Origin of the sequence: Terrilactibacillus tamarindi (assembly GCF_009718825.1) — a bacterium.
In the GTDB taxonomy this organism is placed as follows: Bacteria; Bacillota; Bacilli; order Bacillales; family Sporolactobacillaceae; genus Terrilactibacillus; species Terrilactibacillus tamarindi.
Window position 1 is genome coordinate 1 of sequence record NZ_WNHB01000025.1, and the last position, 21,910, is coordinate 21,910.

Below are 21,910 nucleotides of genomic sequence, written 5' to 3' on the forward strand. Positions count from 1 at the left end.
TAGAATGCGCGCATGCCTGGCGCACAAAACGATCAAAAGAGTTTCGCCTCTTTTGATCGGAAAAATTAAAAATATGAAATCAGACTTTCTCGACTTCTTCCATGATGATTTTGTTAACAACTTGAGGATTGGCTTTCCCTTTAGAAGCTTTCATAATCTGACCAACGAGGAAGCCAAGCGCCCGGTCTTTCCCATTTTTGTAGTCAATCATGGATTGTTTATTTGCTTCTAAGATCGGATCCATGATTTCATGAAGTTTGCCTTCATCTGAAATTTGAACAAGTCCTTTAGCTTCAACGATTTTCTGTGGATCGCCGCCTTTTTCGATAAGTTCTTTAAAGACTTTCTTGGCGATTTTACTTGAAATCGTTCCCTTTTGAATGAGTTGAACCATTTTAGCAAGGGATTCTGGAGTTAAAGCCACATCTTCAATGTCTTTACTTTGTGAATTGAGGTAAGCTGAAACTTCACCCATGAGCCAGTTCGAAACAAGTTTTGCGTCTGCATCATGTTTGATGGTGTCTTCAAAAAAGTCGGACATGGATTTAGATTGCGTGAGAACCATGGCATCATATTCAGGAAGACCAAGCTCGTTAATATAACGTGCTCTTCTTGCATCAGGAAGTTCAGGAATTTCGGCTTTAACTTCTTCAAGCCAAGCATCGTCAATATGAAGATCAACGAGGTCAGGTTCTGGGAAGTAGCGATAATCATCTGATCCTTCTTTAACCCGCATCAAGGTTGTTGTTTTTGTCGCTTCATTATAACGACGCGTTTCTTGTTCGATTTTGCCGCCTGATAATAAAACTTGAGCTTGACGTTCTTGTTCATGTTCAAGTCCTTTTTGAACATACGTAAAGGAGTTCAAGTTTTTAAGCTCTGTTTTCGTACCAAATTCCTCTTGACCGTACGGACGAAGGGAAATATTCGCATCACAACGAAGAGAGCCTTCCTCCATTTTACAGTCTGATACGCCTGTATATTGCATGATTGCTTTTAATTTTTCTAAATAAGCATATGCTTCTTCCGGTGTACGGATATCTGGCTCAGATACGATTTCAATTAGCGGTGTTCCGACACGGTTAAAGTCAACGAGTGATCCGTGTGCTGCGTGAGAAAGTTTACCCGCATCTTCTTCTAAGTGAAGACGTGTGATACCGATTTTCTTTTTCTTTCCGCCTACTTCTATCTCAATGTAACCATGTTGTCCGATTGGTTTATCAAATTGAGAGATTTGATAAGCTTTTGGATTGTCAGGGTAGAAGTAGTTTTTACGGTCAAATTTTGTTTCTCTTGTAATTTCACAATTCAAGGCAAGCGCCGCACGCAAGGCATAGTCCACGGCTTGACGGTTTAAAACAGGGAGGACACCTGGATGACCGAGACAGATGGGGCATGTGTGTGTGTTTGGAGCCGCTCCAAATTCATTTGCGCAGCCACAGAATATTTTGGTATTTGTTTTTAATTCAACGTGAACTTCAAGACCAATAATTGTTTCAAAGTTACTCATTACGCGTTCACCCCTTTAAGTGCAGGCTTCAATCCAAGGTTCGCCGCTTGTTCATAAGCATGCGCTGTCCGATAAATCGTACCTTCATCAAATGGTTTACCAATGATTTGTAATCCAACAGGAAGACCATCAGAAAGGCCACATGGCAAGCTGATCGCAGGAACACCGGCAAGGTTGACTGGAATCGTTAAAATGTCATTGGCATACATCGTTAATGGATCATCGACTTTTTCACCAATTTTGAAAGCCGTTGTTGGTGTGGTTGGGCCTACGATCACGTCATATTCTTCAAAAACTTTTTCAAAGTCTTGTTTAATCAATGTACGAACTTGTTGTGCTTTTTTATAATACGCATCATAATAACCTGAGCTTAAAGCAAATGTACCAAGCATAATCCGGCGTTTGACTTCGTCCCCAAAGCCTTCGTTACGGGATTTTTTATACATTTCAATAAGATCATTTGATTCAGCACGGACGCCATAACGAACGCCATCAAAACGAGCGAGGTTCGCTGATGCTTCAGATGATGCAATGATGTAGTAAGCTGGTACTGCATATTTTGTATGTGGAAGGGAAACTTCTTCACATACAGCTCCTAAACTTTCAAGTTGCTTAATGGCTTCTTGAATTTTTGCTTTAACATCGCTATTAACACCTTCTGCAAAATATTCTTTTGGAACAGCGACTTTTAGCCCTTTAATATCACCTGTTAATTGAGAAGCATAGTGCGGTACATCGACATCAGCAGACGTCGAATCATAAGCATCATGACCTGAGATCGCTTCGAGTAAATAGGCGTTATCTTCAACTGAACGTGTAAGTGGGCCAATTTGGTCTAAAGAAGAAGCAAAGGCAACAAGACCAAAACGTGACACGCGGCCATACGTTGGTTTCATCCCAACTACACCGCAGAAGGAGGCTGGTTGACGAATCGAACCACCAGTATCAGAACCAAGTGAGAAAAGAACTTCTCCAGCAGCGACTGACGCTGCAGAACCACCACTTGATCCACCAGGAACACGATCGAGATCCCATGGATTACACGTTTTTTGATAGCTTGAGTTTTCTGTTGAAGAACCCATCGCAAACTCATCCATGTTTAATTTACCAATCATAATACCTTTTTCTGAATAAATTTTTTCAAGAGCCGTCGCATTATGAAGAGGGATAAAATTATCTAGAAATTGACTCGAACAGGTCGTTTTAAGTCCTTTTGTGACGATATTATCTTTAATTCCAATCGGCATACCAAATAATAACGATGAATCTGCATCCACAGCTTCATCTATTGCCTTTGCAGCTTCGCGGGCTGCATCTTCATTTAATGTAAGAAACGCTTTGACTTGACCGTCAACTTCTTGGATCCGTTTAAAGGATTCATCTATGAGTTCAGAACTCTTAATTTCTTTGTTATGTAGCTTTTTCTTAAGTTCAACTAAACCTTGATCAAATAATGCCATAAAATTTCAACCTCCTTTATTCCATGATTTGCGGAACGAGTACTTGTCCTTCTTCTTGTTCTGGTGCATTTTTCAATGCTTCTTCGCGTGGAAGAGAGGCACGTTTAACGTCATCACGTAAAACGTTTACTAAATCTAATACGTGAGTGGTTGGTTCAATTCCTTCTGTATCTAAACCATTTAATTCTTCAGCAAAGCCAATAATATCTCCTAATTGCGTTGTGAGGGTCGCAATTTCTTCATCTTCGAATGATAGTCTTGCTAAGTGCGCGACGTGTTTAACTTGTTCTTCTGTAATTCGACTCAAATTCTGTCACCTCCGTATCGGTCTATGCAATGCTTCTATCATATCAAATTGTGCTATCCATAGGCAATAGTCTTGATGTTGTGGTCTAGAGTCTAAACAGACAAATTTTATCTTTTAAAAGTGTCTATTAAAAAATGTCACCAGTCCATAATAAATTAAAATTATACCAATGAAATAATCTAAAGAACGCATCAGACGGACATTCATCACCTTTTTGATAAGATGACCAAATAAGCTTGTAAAAACTAAAAAAACAAAAGTGGCAAATATTGCCCCCAAGGCATATAGAACGAGATCTCCTCTAGTTAATAGATTATGCCCAGCTAATAAACTTCCAAACATACTTGACCAAAATATAATAGTCAATGGATTAATTAACGTTAATTTCAAGCCGTATAAAAAACTTGAAGATACGTGTGGTTTTGTTTCAATATTTTTATGCCGAGCTTTTTTGATATAAGAATAACCAAAATAGAGAAGAGTAAGGAGACACAAAAAGAGAATGATGGTACGAATGGTCTCTATTTTTAAGATGGATGTTATCACTGTAAAAGATAAGCAAATATAGAGAGCATCGACAAGCATGACAGCACACGTCATCTTTATTCCTGCCAAAATACCTTTGCTAATGGATAAATGTAAGACACCAAAAAAAACTGGTCCGATAGATAATTGCAGCATCATCCCCAGCGCAAAGCCTTGCATAAAAGATGACATACTTACGCCTCCTACTGATTAATCTCTTCTTTAATGCTTGATAAAGTTATAATGGTATTTGTTTTTTGAACACCATGAATACTTTTTAGTTCAGAAGAGATAAACTGTTCAAGATCTTGAGTATCCAAACAGACAACTTTCAAAAGATAATCGTATTCCCCAGCGAGGTGATGGCACTCTAGTACAGCCGGTAGCATAGCCATGGTTTCTCTAAATGGCTCAATATCTTTTGTTGTTTCAATATTTACAAAGATAAACGCAAGTAATTTGTAATTGAGTTTGTCTCGATCGATTCGTACCTCATATTTTGTGATAATTCCTGATTCCTCCATCTTGCGAATCCGTTCAGAAACTGCAGGAACGGAGAGATGAATGATTTTACTCATCTCTGTTAAAGGCATCCTGGCATTTTGTTTTAGTAAATAAAGAATCTTTTTATCTGTAGAATCCATTTTCATAACACCACCATTTAGAACTTAAATAATTAACTTAATTATAGATCGATATTTATTTTTTAAAATAATATATGATAAAGTTAATAAATTTTTAATCATATTACACCTTAAACTTAAAAATATTATATTAAATCATTTTCTTACAGATTAAACTTTAAATATTAACGTAAAAAATCTCCTTTCTGATATACACTCAGCAAGGAGATTTCATAATTAGTGGTGGTGGGGCTTACTGTTCCATTAAAGGAAACCACTTTATGGGATTCTAATCTAGAAGTTCATATGGACTACTTCAAAGGTTTGCTTGATCGAGTGTGTGATTAAGAACATCAAAATCCTTAACGACCTCATTCGTCTCAGCAGCTTTAAAGATCGCTTCAATCAGGACTAACACGCGATACACTTCTTCATTTTTCACGATAGGTTCTGATTTTCCACGAATAACAGCCACAAAATTATCGTAGAAACTTTCCATCTTCGTTTCTACCTTTTCTATCGGATAACGGATCGTCGCAGATTCCGATGGCGGGGCCATTGTTTTGGTTAAACCTTGACCAGCACGAATAGGTTTAGGCTCTGATTTTTCGGCTGATTGGTTTCGATTAACCCTCTCTCCACTTAAGTCCCAATCTTGTATTAAAGCTGTTCCTTCCGTCCCTTTTATATACCATCTAGGAAGTTTTACATAATTCGTCGTTCCAACTTCAATCACAGCAGTGACTCCATTTTCAAAGGTAATATAGCTAATAAAACCATCATCGACTTCGTCCCCAAGAGCAAAACTCAAGTTGGCTGTGACACTAGTGATCTTGCCTTTTACCATGAATAGCAATTGGTCGAGGAGATGAACGCCCCAATCGAGCACCATTCCGCCACCATGAGCCTGTAAATGACGCCAATCGCCAGGTATGCCATTCGCCCCTTGAACACGAGATTCTAGATGAAAAACTTCACCGACTTTATGATGATCATACATGTCTTTAATAATGACAAAATCTTCATCCCAACGACGATTTTGATGCACCATAAACACCCGATCATGATTTTTCGCAACATCGATAATATCTAGTAAATCACGGCTATTAATCGTTACTGGTTTTTCACAAACCACATGCTTTCCCGCTTCAAGCGCCTTTATCGCTATTTCCTTATGAACGTCATTTGGTGTCGCAATCAAAATCGCATCTACCGTTGAATCTTGTAATACCGCTTCCAAATTGGGATATGTTTTAAAACCAAGCTGAGAGGCCGCTTGCTGGCGTTCATCTGCAATATCATAGACTCCGGAGACTTTGATGTTTTGATTACCTTCTATTAACTGGACATGATAACTCCCCATGCCACCGAACCCAACGATAACTAGCGAAAGTATTTTGCTCATCTTATCACTCCTCGTTTTACATTAGAAATAGAATCATAACTTTATACTGTAATTGCTTGACCACAGATAGGATTGCGGGATTGCGGCAGTTCTAGCTGGGAGTGAGCTGTTTCGCATTGGAGTTGGGCGCCGCTTCACATCTGAGTTGCACCGCTTCACTTCGGTATTGCACCGCTTCACTTCGGTATTGCACCGCTTCACTTCCGAATTGCACCGCTTCACTTCAGTATTGCACCACTCCACTTCAGTATTGCACCACTTCACTTCCGAATTGCACCGCTCCACTTCAGTATTGCACCGCTTCACTTCGGTATTGCACCGCTTCACTTCGGTATTGCACCGCTTCACTTCGGTATTGCACCGCTTCACTTCGGTATTGCACCGCTTCACTTCCGAATTGCACCGCTTCACTTCCGAATTGCACCGCTTCACTTCCGAATTGCACCGCTTCACTTCAGTATTGCACCACTCCACTTCAGTATTGCACCACTTCACTTCCGAATTGCACCGCTTCACTTCCGAATTGCACCGCTTCACTTCCGAATTGCACCGCTTCACTTCCGAATTGCACCGCTTCACTTCCGAATTGCACCGCTTCACTTCCGAATTGCACCGCTTCACATCCGTATTGCACCGCTTCACACCGAAATTGCGCCACCCGAGGCCTCATTTGCCCCACTTCACACCGGGACTGCACAACTTCAACACAGATCGCACAACTGGGAGCAAACCACCTTACGCCCACCACATATCCACAGGGGTTTCTCGAATCAAAATGGATTGCAAATTGGTGACCGCGCGTCCTAGTCCTTCATCAATGGACATCAATGGATCTTCATGTTCGATACTGACAACGTAATCATAACCATAGGTGCGGAGAGCGCTGATGATATCCGACCAAACTGAAATACTGTGACCACACCCCACCGAACGGAAGGTCCATGCTCTTGTTTGAACTTCTCCATACGGCTGCATGTCTGTTAAGCCGTACATGTTAATGTTGTCTTGGTCGAGGTACGTATCTTTTGCATGAAAATGATGAATGGCTCCTGCTTTACCGAGTATTTTGATGGCACCAACAGGATCGATCCCTTGCCACCACAAATGACTTGGATCGAGGTTCACGCCGATCGCATCAGATGTTTCCTCGCGGAGTTTTAAAATGGTGTACGGTGTGTGGCAAAGGAAACCGCCATGCAGTTCAATACCAATTTTTATCTTGTTTTCTTCTGCTAACTTCCCGATTTCTTTCCAATATGGAATGAGTTTTGTCTTCCATTGCCACTCTTTAATATCACTATAGACGGTTGGCCAAGGAATAACTGGCCAGTTTGGCGCTTTCGCATCGTCACTGTCGCCAGCTGTACCTGAGAATGTATTAACAACAGGCACATTCATAAGTGCAGCAAGTTTGATCGTTTTTCGTAAAATATCATCCGCTTCCTTTGCTTCTGTTTGATCTGGGGAAATCGGATTGCTATGACAACTAAACGCACTGATCATGATGCCCTTTTCTTCAAACTTTTTCAGATAGGCTTTTCTTGCATCTTCGCTTTTTAATAAGTCATCTGTGGGGCAATGGTCATTTCCTGGATTACCGCCTGTGCCAATTTCAACTGCGTCTAATCCTGCAGCTGAGACTTTTTCCAACATGTCATCTAAACTTAAGTTTGCAAATAAAGGGGTAAATACGCCAAGTTTCATCGTCTCTCATTCTCCTTTTGGTTGTATTTTCTCTAAGGCTTCCGAATGACCGTATTTTGGATAACCATAGGTTGTCGGCTGACACCACTTTACGCCATTAATAATGACTTTTTGAATATCTTCGTGATAATAGGTTGGATACGTTTCATGTCCCGGTTGAAAGTAAAATATTTTCCCGTTCCCTCGTCGATACGTACAGCCGCTTCTAAATACATTTCCGCCTTCAAACCAGCTCATAAAAATAAGTTCATCTGGAATTGGAATGTCAAAATGCTCACCATACATTTCCTCTTTTTCGAGTTCGATATATTCACCAAGACCCTCTGCAATAGGGTGGCTCGGATTGACAACCCAGAGTCTTTCCTTTTCTTCGGCTTCGCGCCATTTTAAATCACAACTTGTGCCCATCAGCTTCATGAAAATTTTCGACATATGACCTGAATGCAAAGCAACCAGTCCCATGCCTTCTAAGACTTTTTTATGAACGCGTTCCACAATCTCATCTGACACTTCTTTATGTGCAATATGTCCCCACCAAACTAGGACATCGGTATTCGCTAATACTTCTTCTGTTAAGCCATGTTCAGGTTCGTCTAATGTCGCCGTACGAACATGAAACGAAGACGCTTCTAAAAAGCTGGCAATTTGACCATGAATGCCTTCTGGATAAACTTTTCTAACTGCTTCATCACTTTTTTCATGTCGATATTCATTCCAAACGGTCACATTTACCATAGGTTAAATCCCTCCAATGAGCTTCCTCAAATTGTTTAAGCCGACTTCAACACTTTCCAATGGTGGCTTATTAAATGCTTCTTGTTCAATGATGAGCCACTCGACACCTTGGTCTTCGGCTTGTTTTACAAAACTCGTTATATCGAGAATTCCTTCACCAATTTCTGTACTTTCCACAGGATTTTTTTTCATATCCTTCAGATGAATAAAAGGGGTGCGGTTCTTGTATTGACTCATGTACGAAACCACATCTTCTCCTGCGTATTGAATCCAATACGTGTCAAGTTCGGCCTTCAGATGAGGTACCGTTTCTAGTAAATAATCAAGGATATACGTATCTTCAAGTTTATGAAACTCAAGATGATGGTTATGGTAAACGAGCGTCATCCCTGATTCTTCAATTTTTTTACAAGCTATTTTTAACTTTGATGCAAAGGACGTCCATTCATTCTTGGTATCATATGACGCATAAGGACAAACAATGTAGTTGTTTCCTAGTTCCTTTTCAAACGAAATAACATTATCTAGATCATTTACTATTTTCTCTGCTGATATATGGGAAGCGACAACTTTTAATCCCAAATCTGTGCATTTTTCTTTGATTTTTTGAGCGGGTTGGTCATAATAACCCGCAAATTCAATGCCTTCATATCCCATTTCCGAAATCTTTTCTAGAGTTCCAAAAAAGTCTTTTTCGCACACATCTTTAACACTCCAAAGCTGTAAGGCAATCGGCTTCATCCAAAAACCCCCTCTTCAAACTTCTATTTATCAAAAAACACGGGTTGATTCGTTTCAGCCGATTGATAAATTGCTTCTAAGATTTGCGTCACGACGAGGGCTTGTTCAGGTTTAACAACAGGATCAGTATCGTTCAAAATACTTTCAATCCATTGCTTCGCTTCGGTATAAGCTGGATCATCGCCTGCACCGTCGTAAAAATCAACGCCGCCTGTCTCAAGTTCAATTTTTTTCTCAAAAAGCAAGCCATGATCTTCGCCATTAATGCGCAGGCCATCATCCATATCAGCGCCACCCTTCGTTCCACTTAAGCTTGTTTTGGCCTCCCCTACATCTAACGAGTTAAGGGCCCAGCTTGATTCAAGAACAATTGTTGCGCCATTTTCCATCGTAATGAAACCGAAAGCTGAATCCTCAACCGTAAACTGGTTTGGATCCCAAGGACCCCAAGCATTGGCCGCATTCTCCGTTTTTGATAGTTTATGATACGTATTTCCCACGACATATTTAGGTTGATAGTTATTCATCATCCATAGCGTTAAATCTAGCGCATGCGTACCTATATCAATGAGTGGTCCGCCGCCCTGGGCTTCCTCATCTAGAAAGACACCCCATGTTGGGACAGCTCTCCGGCGAATGGCCTTTGCTTTGGCATAATAGATTTCTCCAAGGGCATTTTCTTCACAAATTGCGTGCAAATACTCAGAGTCTTTTCGAAACCGATTTTGATAACCGATCGTTAATTTTTTCCCTGTACGTTTAGCTGCATCAATCATTTCTTGCGCTTCTTTCGATGTTTTTGCCATCGGTTTTTCACACATTACATGTTTTCCTGCTTCAAGAGCTGCAATGGTAATTTCAGCATGCGAAATATTTGGCGTGCAGACATGGACCACATCAATTTCTCTATTATCAAGTAAATCCTTATAATCAGTGTATACGCTTACATTTTCTGTTCCAAATGTCTTACTCGCCTTTATCGCCCGCTCCTCGATCACATCACAAAAGGCGATCATGTCAACTTCATCTAATTTTGCAAGGCTTGGCATATGTTTCCCGTTTGCAATACCACCGCAGCCTATAATACCGATCTTCAAAGTCATATGAAAACCTCCATTTATTTAGTTGATACCTACACTATACAGAACAAATCGCTTGTTTTCTTCCTCTATTCTTGTTCAATTATTCCCGGATATTGTCTTTCTATATTTTAAAGGGGACACACCCATGACCTCTTTAAATAAATGGTGGAACGTCTTAACACTCGTAAACCCTGCCATCTCGGCAATTTCTGTCACCGTGTAATTTTCATTTAATAGGATCCATTTTGCTTTATTTAATCGATACTCATTTAAAAATTTGATAAATGTTGTTCCTGTATTTTTCTTGAAGAATTTTGTAAAGTAATATGTACTGAAGCCACTATATTTGGCAATATCCTGTAAGGTAATCCCTTCTTTATAATGATTTTCTACATAGGAAAAAATCTGATCCAATTTCTCTAATGTTTCTTGTGTCTTCGTGGGTTGACTATCTGAAGTATCTTCTGGTTCCTTCTCTGGTATTTCTCTAAAAATCAAAGCCATCATTTCATATAATTTTGCTTTGATTACAAAAGGATATCCTTCTTGTTTTTGTGTATTCTCTTCGTGAATGTCCTCAATTATTTTTACCATTTTATCCTTTGTTGTTTTATTCCATTCCGTACTTGAATTTTTCATTTGGGTAAAAGCATCACGTAAATTTTTCTCTATCACGTTCATAGTGGAAACCTCTTGAAAAAAAGTTAAATCAAACTGAATGACCAATCTCTCACTATCGGAAGATGCTAGAATGTAATGAATATCGCCTCCATTTATAAAGAGAATTTCTCCTTTTTGAATATGAATCGACTCATCATTTACGCCAATATTAATAGACCCTTTGATCACATAGATGATTTCAACTTCTTTGTGCCAATGAGGTGAAACCAACTGATGACCTTGATTAATAAAGCTGCGGAAAGGAAACTGTTTATTGAGAACAGGTATTTCTAAATATAAACCCATTTTCTCACCTCTTATTTAAGCGAAGCAGTCTAACTTTATCCCGCCTTAACGGCAAGTAAAGACCCCCACCTCAAGATTCTGAGTATTCGAAGAAGATAGGTGGGGGATCAACTGGCCCGTAAAGGTCCGATTGGTTCAGCTAACCATCAGTGGGGGATGAAGAAACCCCCCACTGATGGAAGCTTCACTTTATCTGTATGAGTGCGGTTTCAAAATATACGTGACTGTTTAATAAGAATATTCTTCAGTAATGAAGTGGACTCCTGCTTTGTTGACAACAAAAAAAAGCAACCCAATGTTCAACATAAACATTAGGTTGCTACAATTCAATATTATTGTTCAAATACATGGACAAATGGCTCATCCATATCTGGAGTAGATACAATAACCGCCTCTTGAGTATTTGGCGTTATTATACTAATTTGCACAGGGATATTTTTTGAGAATGGAAATCGATCTTTTACAAGGGATGTTACATAACTTGCAAATCCCATCACTTCTGTTTTGTCATAAAATTTGATCGAGATTTGAAAATTAAGATCAGCTAAATCCCCATTTTCATATCTTCCTTTGGCTATAACACCAATGAAGTTTGGAAAATATTTCGAGACATCTGTTTTAAAGTTGTTAAATAATTCATTATCAGATTTATACTTACTTTTGGACTCGTCAGAAGGGAACAAGACATTATCTTCCTTCACGTTATCCCATTTACCAATGGAGCCACTATTATTAGACACATACGTTTTTGAATAAAAATAACCTGGTACGAGTGAGCTATCCGGTGCCTCGGCATATAGCGTGATAAAAATCGGCACATTTCCGAGTCCATTTTTTTGGCGAACTTGCTGTAAGACTTTTTGGGCGATCGTCTTACCTTGTTGTTTAACTTGACTCACATTTAATGTTTTTTTCACATCATATTGTTTGCCAGCTTTATCCGTAACTTTATCTGTGTAAACCTGGTTTAAGGAGATGGCAAGAGAAATCCCACCAAGCTCATATTTATTTTTTCCTGTACTTTTTAAATAATCTTGCTCAAGGATATAGCTAAGAATTTTTGGGCTATTCATCGCTTGATCTCTGACTGTTTTACCTTTCCCCAGAGGTGGGTTTAACCCATTTGGGGTCTTCTTGCTTTTCCGATAGAGCATATTGTCAATATCCTGTTGACTTAAATATTGCCCACTCTGAAATACATAATCATCGGGGCTAAAGACCGACTTTGACATATCCATTAAGCCGGTTTCAAGTTGGTCGATATCGACGCGATTATTCACACCATAACCAATGTAGCCACGTGTCGAATCTGACGAATTTCCAGTCGGTTTGAGACTTTGATAATCCTTTTTATTCATCTTAGGTATCAAGGTCGCCGTTTGTTTATCCCCTTTTGAAGACTTAATCACGTTTTGTTTTTCCGTACCGGATGACCACGGCATGTCACATCCAGATAAAACTAAGGTTAGGCTGAGCGAGAGCAGGCTTACAACCCCCAACCATTTTTTCATAAAAAACACTCCTCTTATGTCTCTAAAGCACCTATAAATTGTTGCTCATCCCAGACCTCAATGCCAAGTTCTTGGGCTTTTTTTAATTTTGATCCCGCATCAGATCCACTGACAACGAGATCCGTGCTCTTGCTTACACTGCCTGTTACTTTACCGCCCCGTTTTTCTATTTCTGCTTTTGCTTCAGGACGAGACATCTGTTCTAGTTTACCTGTTAAAACCACTGTTTTTCCATTAAACAAAGAATCTATATCTCCAGCTTTTGCTGGATCTGGTCCTAAATAGACCATGTTAACCTCATATTGCTTTAACTCATCGATTAGCCGTATCATGTCTTCATTATGAAAATAGGTGATGATGGCATCTGCCATCTTGTCACCAATTTCTTCAACAGCTAATATTTCCTCTTTCGTTGCTTTAATGAGAGCATCCATTGTTTTGAATGATTGAGCTAAGAGTTTGGCTGCTTTTGCACCGATAAATCGGATGCCAAGACCAAATAATAAACGTTCAAGCGAATTTTGTTTCGAAGATTCAATCGCTTGTAATAAATTCTGAACAGACTTCTCTCCCATACGCTCGAGTTGAATTAAATCGTCATATTTCAATCGATAAATATCTGCCACATCTTTAATTAAATGGTGATGAAATAATTGAGTTACGACCTTCTCACCTAAACCATCGATATTCATGGCATTACGTGAGACAAAGTGAATTAAGCCGGCTCGTATTTGCGCTGGACATTTTGGATTAATGCATCGAAGGGCGACTTCCCCCTCAATTCGAACGAGTTCACTTGAACATGCTGGACACTCTGTTGGCATCGCGAAGCTTTTTTCTTCACCCGTTCGTTTTTCTGTTAAAACATTGACGATTTCGGGAATGATATCTCCCGCTTTTTTCACAACGACAGCATCCCCAATTCGTAAATCTTTCTCACGAATTAAATCTTCGTTATGAAGAGACGCTCTTTTGACCGTCGTTCCAGCAACAACTACAGGAGTGAGTAAAGCAGTTGGTGTGATGACACCCGTACGACCAACGCTGAGTTCAATTCCTTCAAGTTTGGATACGACTTCTTCAGCTGGAAATTTATAAGCAATTGCCCAGCGCGGACTTTTGGCTGTAAAACCCAGTGTCTCTTGGTCTCTTAACCGATCCACTTTAATGACAATCCCATCAATCTCATATGGAAGATCTGGTCTATGCTCAGTCCAGTACTGAATATAGTCAAAGACTTCCTGAAGCGTTTGACAATGCCGCCACTCTGGGTTGGTACGCAGGCCTAGAGCTTGGACACGTTCCAGAGCCTCACTATGTGATTCAATCGTTTCACCTTGAAGTTCACCTAAAGAATACATAAAAACAGCCAGTTTTCGTTCAGCAGCAATTTGGGGATTCAATTGACGCAAGGATCCCGCTGCCGCATTCCTAGGGTTCGCAAACAGTTCCTCGCCATCCTCTTTTCGTTTTTTATTCAACGATTCAAAGGATGATTTAGGCATGTAAGCTTCTCCGCGTACTTCCATGTTCACGTCTTCTCTTAATTTAAGTGGAATGGATTTAATCGTTTTTAAATTGGATGTGATATCTTCACCTGTATAGCCATCGCCTCGCGTGGAACCTAAGGTTAGTTTTCCGTTCTCATAAGTTAGCGATATGGCAAGTCCATCAATCTTTAATTCACATACATAGGCGACATCATCGTGCCCTAATCCCTGACGCACCCTGCGATCAAATTCTCTGAGATCTTGTTCATTAAATGCATTAGCCAAACTTAACATTGGAATGCGATGATCCACTTTATGGAACATTTTCAGCGGAGCTGCCCCGACACGTTGGGTCGGTGAGTCCGGTGTGATCAGGTTTGGATTTTCCTCTTCGAGACGGATCAGTTCTTGCATTAATCGATCATATTCACTATCAGGGACACTTGGTTTATCTAAAACATAGTATTCATAACTATACTCGTCTAATTGTTTCCTTAATTGTTCAACGTGTTTCACGATCTCTTGATCCATAGATTCCACTCCTTTCTCAACAAGATATAGGAACGCTATTCAAAGACTTACGGTCATTTTAGTTCCAAAAAAATATCAACTTGGACTCTGATTAAACCAAATTGTACAGAACCCAAATTTCAAAATTGCAATTAGAAGTTTGACGGTTACCTACGTAGAGTGAAACTTCAATCAGTGGGGGTCAAGACCCGCCGTTAATGCGGGATAAACCACATATCATCAAACTTTTTCAATTGGAGCAAAAGCACTTAAAAGACGTTTCAATCCCACTGGCTTTGGAAAAGCAATATCGAGTTCCTTACTTTCGTCACTGCCTTTAATACTCACAACCGTTCCTTTTCCCCACTTTTTATGGAGAACTTGATCTCCAACTTTCCAAGTTGTTGATGAATTTTGGTTGTTTTGCTTTAAAAATGGACGTTTCTGTACAAATGAGGCTGGACGTTCACGCCGGCTGATTGATTGAAAACGGCCCATCTCTTGCTCTGGCGAGAGATCCTCGCATAAATCATCCGGAATCTCTTGTAAAAAGCGTGACTTAGGATTCATGGTCGTGCGTCCAAAGAGCGTTCTGGACTTTGCACATGTTAAAAATAGCATTTTTTCAGCACGTGTAATCCCAACATAGGCGAGACGGCGTTCTTCTTCCATCTCTTCTTCGTCTTCCAATGAACGCATGTGAGGGAAAATGCCTTCTTCCATCCCGATTAAAAAGACAACCGGAAATTCAAGTCCTTTAGCCGCATGCAATGTCATTAACGTCACGGCATTATCGCTTTGGTTTTGCTCATCATCTTCCTCTTTATCAATATCCGAATCAAGAGCCAGCTCAGTTAAAAACCCGATCAATGATTTATCTTCATTATTCTTTTCATATTCCGTTGATACGGATAAAAATTCATCGATGTTTTCGAGACGACTCTGTGCCTCTATCGTTCGTTCATCTTTTAACGCCTGACGGTAGCCTGTTTTTTCAAGAACTTCTTCTATTAATTCTGTTACGGAAAGAAACTCTTGCATTTTAGTCCAGTTCATCATCTGTTCACCGAAAGTTGATAGGGCAGTAGCTGCTCGTTTTGAAACGGTGGTTTGTTCAACTTCTTGTATAGCTCCCATGAGAGAAAGATCTTGGCTTATCGCATAGTCTGCCAATCGATCCATTGAAGCTAGTCCAATGCCTCGTTTTGGTTCATTGACAATTCGAGCAAGGCTGATATCGTCATCCGGATTAGCTATTAAACGTAAGTAGGCTAATAGATCTTTAATTTCTTTTCGATCATAGAACTTCGTGCCACCTACCATACGATAAGGAATATTGGATTTGACAAGTGTTTCCTCAATCACCCTCGATTGGGCGTTGGTCCGATAGAGTACCGCCATATCAGCGTATCGATAACCCGAACGTGCTAATTCACTCATTTTTCCTGTAATATAATAACCTTCTTCGTGTTCTGTACCACCTTGATAGACGGTGATCATGTCTCCGTCTACATTTTCAGTCCAAAGTTTTTTTGGTTTACGACGCGGATTATTTTGGATCACTTCATTTGCAGCAGCGAGAATCTTTTTCGTCGACCGATAGTTTTGTTCAAGAAGGATAACCTCAGCATTCGGATAATCTTCTTCGAAAGATAAAATATTTTGGATATCTGCACCACGCCATTTATAGATGGATTGGTCAGAGTCCCCAACAACGCATAGATTTTTAAACCGATCACTAAGCATGTTCACAAGTAAGTATTGGGCTCGGTTTGTATCTTGATACTCATCAACATGAATATATTGAAATTTACGTTGATAATATTCGAGTGTTTCTGGTACTTCTTGAAAGAGATGAATCGTTGTCATAATGAGGTCATCAAAATCTAAGGAATGGTTTTTTCGAAGTCTTTTTTCATAGCCTTGATAAACATCACGAACAACTTCTTCATAAGGGCCAACCGCCACTTTACTGAAGTCCTTAGCCGTCTTTAACTCATTTTTTGCAGAACTGATCGTGCCGAGAATACTTCGAGGCGTAAATTTTTTACTATCTATATTCTTGTCTTTCAATATATTTTTAATCACAGATAATTGATCGGTTGTATCGAGGATTGAAAAATTTCGACTGATCCCGATTCGATCAATATCTCGTCTCAAAATCCGGACACACATGGAGTGAAAAGTTGACACCCATATATCATTCGCAAGCGGGCCTACAAGACTTGTAATCCGATTTTTCATTTCTTTGGCCGCTTTATTTGTAAATGTAATGGCAAGGACATTCCAAGGTGCGATATCTTTCTCCAGAATTAAATGAGCGATGCGATGAGTCAGAACTCGCGTTTTACCACTGCCTGCTCCCGCCATTAATAATAATGGTCCTTCAGAATGTTTCACTGCTTTTAATTGCTGAGGGTTCAACCCATCCAATAGGTGTTCAGAAAACCCTTGCATAATACCACCATCCTATTTTTAATTCGATCTATATAAAAGTCATGATCATCACTGATTCTTCTTTACAGCTGTCACCGTTTCTAATGCTTGTTTTACATCTTCATAAATGACATTACCAACCACAATGGTGTCGGCATAGTTTGCTGCTTGCGTGGCTTGTTCCGCCGTCGTTATGCCGCCTCCATAAAATAATTGAGCGTGATTTAACTTTCGTTTAGCCTGTTTAAGTGTGTCCATATCTCCAAAGTGACCACTATATTCAACGTAAAAAACAGGGAGGCGTAAGAATTTGTCTGCTAACTGGGCATAAGCTGCCACATCTTCGGTTGTAAGTTTAGTTTTGGCATTTGTAAGCTTGGCCACTTTGGCTTCCGGGTTTAACACGCAATAACCTTCAGCGACGACGATGTCCCAATCGATGATATCTCCATATTCCTTCATGGCTTCATGCTGCTTACCCACCAGCCATGTCACATCCTGTGCATTCAATACAGATGGGATAAAATAATAATCAAATCCGGGTGTGATGGCTTCCAGTGTTGACACCTCAAGGGCGCAATCTAAAGCAAACTGCCGGATTCGTGATAAAAGATATAATGTATTATCGAGCGTCACTCCATCTGTTCCACCAACAATAATCGCATCGGTACCCGATTCACATAGTTGTTCTAGAACATGATCTTCTATAGGTTTATTTGGATCCAATTTAAAAACATGTCGCCATGATTGATATGTGCTCACTCATATGCTCCTTCCTACAACACAACAATTTAGACAAAAGATTCGTATCGTTTCTTGATCTATTTTACCGAATGTAAATGGCTATTCGCCATTTTTCGCAATCCAATATTCATTCAGTTAACGTCATTAATCTCGCCCTTATACTTCTCCTAGTTTATCATAAAATGAGAGGATCCACAGCTAGAATCAGCAAAAAAGTCGAACGTTTGTTCACATTTTTCGGATCTGTTTTTCGTTATGTGGAAACTAAAAAAGCTTAGTAGATTTTTCAGCACTACTAAGCTTAACATCTATTTAAGTAAATGTTTAGATCTATTCACTTTTTTCTTCATATAATCTTTCAAGTGTCATTTGGTAACCATCGTTTCCGTAATTAATACATCTTTTTACGCGAGATATCGTTGCTGTACTTGCGCCTGTATTTTCTTCGATTTGATGATAGGTATGCCCGGCTTTTAACATACGAGCCACTTCAAGACGTTGCATTAGAGATTGGATTTCTCCCATGGTGCATAGATCATCAAAAAAACGATAGCATTCTTCTCTATTTTCTAATGTTAAGATAGCGTCAAATAATTGATCCAACATTTCTCCTCGGAGTTTGTCTATTTGCAACGCAATCCCTCCTTTATAATTTCGATAGATTTACGTATAAAAAGTAAGTCGCACAGCTGAAAATTCATGACTATGTACTTGTACTCTTAGAATTTGTCTTTGATTGAAAGCCTGAACCATTTTGGCTCACGCGGGATAAATAGTAAAAAAAATGATTAATCTTGAGCTATCTCACGTGAAGGAACAATGACCTGACGCTTTAGTACATGATAAAGACCTAGAGAAGTCACACGAATGTATGGTAAATGAATCGAACTGATAAATAACAGACTAAAGTATGGATCGACAAACGTATAGCCTCTTTCCTTTAATAAGTTGACCATGACTTGGTCTTCATCTGCTAATGCTTCCATCGTATGTTCTGACATCATCCCGAGATAAGGAAGTGGAATTTCATACAGAATAGACCCTTTTTCCGAAAGAACTAATCCACCGCCTATTTCCTTCATTCTCTCAAAAGCGATAAGCATATCCTTTTTGCTTTTTCCGATTAAAACAATATCGCCAGCACAGGAAAAACTCGATGCAAAGCCATATAGGTCAGTTGCGAAACCTTTCACGATGGTACTCGTCATCCACTTTCCTTTTCGATCGATGAGTGACAGATACAATAAACCTTTAGGTAAATCTGTATCAGTCGGTATATGATCTAATTCTAGCGGTTTTGCAATCACTGCATTGACCATGTCCATCCCAATCGGAGAAGTCACTTCTAAATCTTTTTCTGTTAATGTTAGGTTTATATTTAAAGGCCTTAATGATTCTGACCATGTTTGATCTGAAAAAAAGTCATAGATCATATCAGATTCCCTCTTAATCCAAAAGCCTTTAGATAAGACAGAAATAGGATAGGGATTTTCCTTAGATTGCAAGATGTTAATGTTAGCTAATCGGCCTGGGGCAATGTGACCTAAACAATCGTCCATATTGTAATAAGACGCAATATTGCTTGATGCCATCATATAGGCATCAGCTGTATTGACACCTTTTTGAATTGCTATATCGACTAGCTTATCCATAACACCTTGTTTTAAAAAGTGAGGCGTGGCACCATCCGTTGTCATAAACAATCGATCAAAATGTTCAATCCCTTTTTTTAAAAGGTCTTCTAAAATATCGGGAAGATCAGGACGGATTGAGGAATATCTTAAAGACGTCGTAAGTCCTGTCCGAAGTCTGGTCAGGGCTTCGTCTCCAGTCATCGCTTCGTGATCACACGTCACACCAAGAAGTCGCATTTGTGTTAGGGTTCTTTCTGAAGCTCCAGGCAAATGTCCTTCAATCTTCAATCCTTGATCTTTCGTTTCTTGCATCCACTTTAATATCTCATCATTACCATGAAGCAGAACATCTGGCCAATCTGTTAGTTCTCCTCCTTGAACGACCAAAGGATGTGACAACCATTTCGTTACCCTTTCTTGATTGAAAGGATTGTCTTCGATCGCCGTTTGTGGATCGTATCTACACCACCAAAAAAATTGAATGGGAGTCTGATCTAGCGCATCCATCATCTTAAATGATGACTCATCATCTAGTAGAAAATAAAAAATAGCATTGTCACATATGAGCGTGGTTGTCCCATGTTTGGCTGAGTGCTCTGCCATCGACATCGGATTATAGAGCTGAGTCGGATGGACATGAGGTTCAATATAACCCGGAACCAAATACCGATTTGAACAATCTATAACCTTTATATTTTCTACATTGTTTGGAAGCTTGTCTCCAACATAAATAATGCGGTCTTGATCAATCCACACATTCCCTGTTTCCCATTTTTTTATATACGTATTTAGATATACTCCGTTTGCTAGTACTAATGATGGGGAGACTTCTCCTCTTATGATGTCTGTTTGCAATCTCATTGTCTCCATTGACCATTGGTGACTTAGCATCTTCATTCTCCTTATCAAATAGTGCCCTTATATTAATTAATAACTTCACACTTTCGTTCGCTTGTCTCTTTTACTATCATACATTAAATGGTTAAATGGTTAAAGTTTTTAAAACTGATTGTAGGACTGTAGGGGGAATATTTAATGAAAGTCGTTAACTTAGATCAAACTCTATCCTTTATTAAGTGGTGAATCGTGATACCCTGTATCTAGCTCTGAGCTAATAGAGGTACTTCTTGAAGTTAGTTGAGGCACCTCCTCAGTTAATTGCGGCACCAACCTCCTGAGTTATTGAGGCACTTCCTAAGTTATTGAGGCACTTCCTCAGCTAATTGAGCCACTTCCTAAGCTAATTGAGCCACTTCCTAAGTTAATTGAGCCACTTCCTAAGTTAATTGAGCCACTTCCTAAGCTAATTGAGCCACTTCCTAAGTTAATTGAGCCACTTCCTAAGTTAATTGAGCCACTTCCTAAGTTATTTGAGGCACCTCCTAAGCTAATTGCGGCACCTCCTCAGTTAATTGAGGCACTTCCTAAGTTTATAAATTATTTATTCACTTTTCACAATATAATTGATATATTGAAAATATGTTTTTCTAACGTTTGTAGATTTCAATGTTTTGAGGTGAATGTTTTGCAAGCGATCCTATTAGGTATCTTCGCGGCTTTTTTCTTTGCCGCCGCTTTTATTTTTAATCGGTCAATGGAACTTTCAGGAGGAAGTTGGATTTGGAGTGGTTCCTTGCGTTATTTTTTTATGGTCCCTTTTTTACTTCTTCTTGTTTTGATGAGACGAAATGTTCGTCAACTCTTGCTTGTTATGAAGGAAAATATAGGGGGGTGGGTTCTTTGGAGTTCGGTTGGTTTTGGTTTGTTTTACGCTCCTCTATGTTTGGCCTCTAGCTTTGCACCAGGTTGGTTAATCGCTGGAACTTGGCAAATCACGATTATCTCAGGCTCCTTACTAGCGCCCTTATTTTTCGAAATGATTCAGGGTCCTAATGGTCTGGTAAAAATCAGAGGTAAAATCCCTATAAAAGGGCTTTTCATGTCTTTGATCATTTTAATAGGAATTGCTCTAATTCAAGTTGAGCAAGCCAATCAATTTTCACTTAAAGATGTTTTATTTGGCATTATTCCCGTCGTTGTAGCTTCATTTGCCTATCCACTTGGGAACAGAAAAATGATGGAAGTAAGCGGTGGTCGTTTAGATACTTATCAGAGGGTGCTAGGAATGACGCTGGCAAGTCTTCCATTTTGGCTGATTCTTTCTATATTCGGTCTTAGCACATCGGGAATGCCCAGCTTAAATCAAGTGGGGCAATCAATCATTGTCGCCATCAGCTCTGGAGTGATTGCCACCATTCTTTTCTTCAATGCGACAGACCGAGTACGAGGAAATATGCAAAAACTTGCAGCTGTGGAAGCGACTCAATCAATGGAAGTACTGTTTACCGTATTTGGAGAACTTGTTCTTTTATCTACTCCTCTTCCATCATTAATATCTTGGATTGGTATGTTTGTCATAATGATTGGAATGGTGTTGCATAGCTATTTCTCCCATACAACAGGATTAACCGCAAAACAGAAAGCATTATCTAAACAAAAAAACACACAGATTAGTTAAATGGTCTGT

General features: G+C 39.5%; 20 protein-coding genes. 1 reads left to right on the forward strand and 19 read right to left on the reverse strand.

Features of this window, described 5'->3' with window-relative positions:
• Positions 1 to 79: 79 nt before the first annotated feature.
• The 19 genes from gatB to GMB86_RS13535 all read right to left on the reverse strand — a co-directional run bounded on the left by gatB (position 80) and on the right by GMB86_RS13535 (position 20,280).
• On the reverse strand, positions 80 to 1,510 hold the full coding sequence (gene gatB, locus GMB86_RS13445; RefSeq protein ID WP_141191025.1) for an Asp-tRNA(Asn)/Glu-tRNA(Gln) amidotransferase subunit GatB: 1,431 nt from the start codon (positions 1,508 to 1,510) through the stop codon (positions 80 to 82).
• Positions 1,510 to 2,970, reverse strand: coding sequence for an Asp-tRNA(Asn)/Glu-tRNA(Gln) amidotransferase subunit GatA (gene gatA / locus GMB86_RS13450; RefSeq protein WP_155220780.1), 1,461 nt, complete (start codon positions 2,968 to 2,970; stop codon positions 1,510 to 1,512). The genes gatB and gatA overlap by 1 nt, the downstream gene beginning before the upstream one ends.
• Positions 2,971 to 2,986: 16 nt before the next feature.
• Positions 2,987 to 3,277 (reverse strand): Asp-tRNA(Asn)/Glu-tRNA(Gln) amidotransferase subunit GatC, encoded by a 291-nt coding sequence (gene gatC / locus GMB86_RS13455; RefSeq protein ID WP_155220782.1) that lies wholly within the window; start codon positions 3,275 to 3,277, stop codon positions 2,987 to 2,989.
• A gap of 114 nt (positions 3,278 to 3,391) precedes the next feature.
• A complete protein-coding gene (locus GMB86_RS13460) occupies positions 3,392 to 3,994 on the reverse strand; it encodes a LysE family translocator (RefSeq protein WP_155220784.1) in 603 nt (200 codons plus the stop codon).
• A gap of 11 nt (positions 3,995 to 4,005) precedes the next feature.
• Complete coding sequence (locus GMB86_RS13465) at positions 4,006 to 4,446, reverse strand: Lrp/AsnC family transcriptional regulator (protein WP_155220785.1); 441 nt, start codon at positions 4,444 to 4,446, stop codon at positions 4,006 to 4,008.
• Positions 4,447 to 4,741: 295 nt separating this feature from the next.
• Complete coding sequence (locus GMB86_RS13470; protein WP_155220787.1) at positions 4,742 to 5,830, reverse strand: Gfo/Idh/MocA family protein; 1,089 nt, start codon at positions 5,828 to 5,830, stop codon at positions 4,742 to 4,744.
• 286 nt (positions 5,831 to 6,116) lie between these two features.
• Positions 6,117 to 6,275, reverse strand: coding sequence for a hypothetical protein (locus GMB86_RS13475; RefSeq protein ID WP_155220788.1), 159 nt, complete (start codon positions 6,273 to 6,275; stop codon positions 6,117 to 6,119).
• Positions 6,276 to 6,305: 30 nt separating this feature from the next.
• Positions 6,306 to 6,488: a hypothetical protein gene (locus GMB86_RS13480; RefSeq protein ID WP_155220789.1), complete on the reverse strand. Its 183-nt coding sequence runs from the start codon at positions 6,486 to 6,488 to the stop codon at positions 6,306 to 6,308.
• A 77-nt stretch (positions 6,489 to 6,565) separates the two neighbouring features.
• Complete coding sequence (locus GMB86_RS13485) at positions 6,566 to 7,534, reverse strand: sugar phosphate isomerase/epimerase family protein (RefSeq protein ID WP_155220790.1); 969 nt, start codon at positions 7,532 to 7,534, stop codon at positions 6,566 to 6,568.
• Between the two features lie 6 nt (positions 7,535 to 7,540).
• Positions 7,541 to 8,269, reverse strand: a complete 729-nt coding sequence (locus GMB86_RS13490; protein WP_155220791.1) for a ThuA domain-containing protein — start codon at positions 8,267 to 8,269, stop codon at positions 7,541 to 7,543.
• 3 nt (positions 8,270 to 8,272) lie between these two features.
• Complete coding sequence (locus GMB86_RS13495) at positions 8,273 to 9,010, reverse strand: sugar phosphate isomerase/epimerase family protein (RefSeq protein ID WP_155220793.1); 738 nt, start codon at positions 9,008 to 9,010, stop codon at positions 8,273 to 8,275.
• 23 nt (positions 9,011 to 9,033) lie between these two features.
• Positions 9,034 to 10,113: a Gfo/Idh/MocA family protein gene (locus tag GMB86_RS13500; RefSeq protein WP_155220795.1), complete on the reverse strand. Its 1,080-nt coding sequence runs from the start codon at positions 10,111 to 10,113 to the stop codon at positions 9,034 to 9,036.
• Between the two features lie 75 nt (positions 10,114 to 10,188).
• Positions 10,189 to 11,058: an AraC family transcriptional regulator gene (locus GMB86_RS13505; RefSeq protein ID WP_155220798.1), complete on the reverse strand. Its 870-nt coding sequence runs from the start codon at positions 11,056 to 11,058 to the stop codon at positions 10,189 to 10,191.
• Between the two features lie 332 nt (positions 11,059 to 11,390).
• Positions 11,391 to 12,569 carry a CamS family sex pheromone protein gene (locus GMB86_RS13510; RefSeq protein WP_155220800.1) on the reverse strand — a complete coding sequence of 393 codons (1,179 nt, stop codon included), beginning with the start codon at positions 12,567 to 12,569 and terminating at the stop codon, positions 11,391 to 11,393.
• A gap of 14 nt (positions 12,570 to 12,583) precedes the next feature.
• The gene (gene ligA, locus GMB86_RS13515) at positions 12,584 to 14,590 is read right to left on the reverse strand and encodes an NAD-dependent DNA ligase LigA (protein ID WP_155220801.1); all 2,007 of its coding nucleotides are present in this window, start codon (positions 14,588 to 14,590) and stop codon (positions 12,584 to 12,586) included.
• 219 nt (positions 14,591 to 14,809) lie between these two features.
• Positions 14,810 to 17,026, reverse strand: coding sequence for a DNA helicase PcrA (gene pcrA / locus GMB86_RS13520; RefSeq protein ID WP_155220804.1), 2,217 nt, complete (start codon positions 17,024 to 17,026; stop codon positions 14,810 to 14,812).
• A 48-nt stretch (positions 17,027 to 17,074) separates the two neighbouring features.
• Positions 17,075 to 17,767 carry a heptaprenylglyceryl phosphate synthase gene (gene pcrB / locus GMB86_RS13525; protein WP_329602937.1) on the reverse strand — a complete coding sequence of 231 codons (693 nt, stop codon included), beginning with the start codon at positions 17,765 to 17,767 and terminating at the stop codon, positions 17,075 to 17,077.
• Positions 17,768 to 18,079: 312 nt separating this feature from the next.
• A complete protein-coding gene (locus GMB86_RS13530; RefSeq protein WP_155220805.1) occupies positions 18,080 to 18,382 on the reverse strand; it encodes a YerC/YecD family TrpR-related protein in 303 nt (100 codons plus the stop codon).
• A 155-nt stretch (positions 18,383 to 18,537) separates the two neighbouring features.
• Positions 18,538 to 20,280: an adenine deaminase C-terminal domain-containing protein gene (locus GMB86_RS13535; protein ID WP_155220807.1), complete on the reverse strand. Its 1,743-nt coding sequence runs from the start codon at positions 20,278 to 20,280 to the stop codon at positions 18,538 to 18,540.
• A 628-nt stretch (positions 20,281 to 20,908) separates the two neighbouring features.
• Here GMB86_RS13535 and GMB86_RS13540 point away from each other — a divergent pair.
• Complete coding sequence (locus GMB86_RS13540) at positions 20,909 to 21,901, forward strand: DMT family transporter (RefSeq protein ID WP_230459123.1); 993 nt, start codon at positions 20,909 to 20,911, stop codon at positions 21,899 to 21,901.
• The last annotated feature ends 9 nt before the right edge of the window (positions 21,902 to 21,910 follow it).

Excerpts from the sequence above, each read along its gene's own strand:
- gatB (WP_141191025.1), bottom strand. The coding sequence starts at position 1,510 with ATGAGTAACTTTGAAACAATTATTGGTCTTGAAGTTCACGTTGAATTA.
- gatA (WP_155220780.1), bottom strand. The coding sequence starts at position 2,970 with ATGGCATTATTTGATCAAGGTTTAGTTGAACTTAAGAAAAAGCTACAT.
- GMB86_RS13460 (WP_155220784.1), bottom strand. The coding sequence starts at position 3,994 with ATGTCATCTTTTATGCAAGGCTTTGCGCTGGGGATGATGCTGCAATTA.
- GMB86_RS13465 (WP_155220785.1), bottom strand. The coding sequence starts at position 4,446 with ATGGATTCTACAGATAAAAAGATTCTTTATTTACTAAAACAAAATGCC.
- GMB86_RS13470 (WP_155220787.1), bottom strand. The coding sequence starts at position 5,830 with ATGAGCAAAATACTTTCGCTAGTTATCGTTGGGTTCGGTGGCATGGGG.
- GMB86_RS13485 (WP_155220790.1), bottom strand. The coding sequence starts at position 7,534 with ATGAAACTTGGCGTATTTACCCCTTTATTTGCAAACTTAAGTTTAGAT.
- GMB86_RS13490 (WP_155220791.1), bottom strand. The coding sequence starts at position 8,269 with ATGGTAAATGTGACCGTTTGGAATGAATATCGACATGAAAAAAGTGAT.
- GMB86_RS13495 (WP_155220793.1), bottom strand. The coding sequence starts at position 9,010 with ATGAAGCCGATTGCCTTACAGCTTTGGAGTGTTAAAGATGTGTGCGAA.
- GMB86_RS13500 (WP_155220795.1), bottom strand. The coding sequence starts at position 10,113 with ATGACTTTGAAGATCGGTATTATAGGCTGCGGTGGTATTGCAAACGGG.
- GMB86_RS13505 (WP_155220798.1), bottom strand. The coding sequence starts at position 11,058 with ATGGGTTTATATTTAGAAATACCTGTTCTCAATAAACAGTTTCCTTTC.
- GMB86_RS13510 (WP_155220800.1), bottom strand. The coding sequence starts at position 12,569 with ATGAAAAAATGGTTGGGGGTTGTAAGCCTGCTCTCGCTCAGCCTAACC.
- ligA (WP_155220801.1), bottom strand. The coding sequence starts at position 14,590 with ATGGATCAAGAGATCGTGAAACACGTTGAACAATTAAGGAAACAATTA.
- pcrA (WP_155220804.1), bottom strand. The coding sequence starts at position 17,026 with ATGCAAGGGTTTTCTGAACACCTATTGGATGGGTTGAACCCTCAGCAA.
- GMB86_RS13535 (WP_155220807.1), bottom strand. The coding sequence starts at position 20,280 with ATGAAGATGCTAAGTCACCAATGGTCAATGGAGACAATGAGATTGCAA.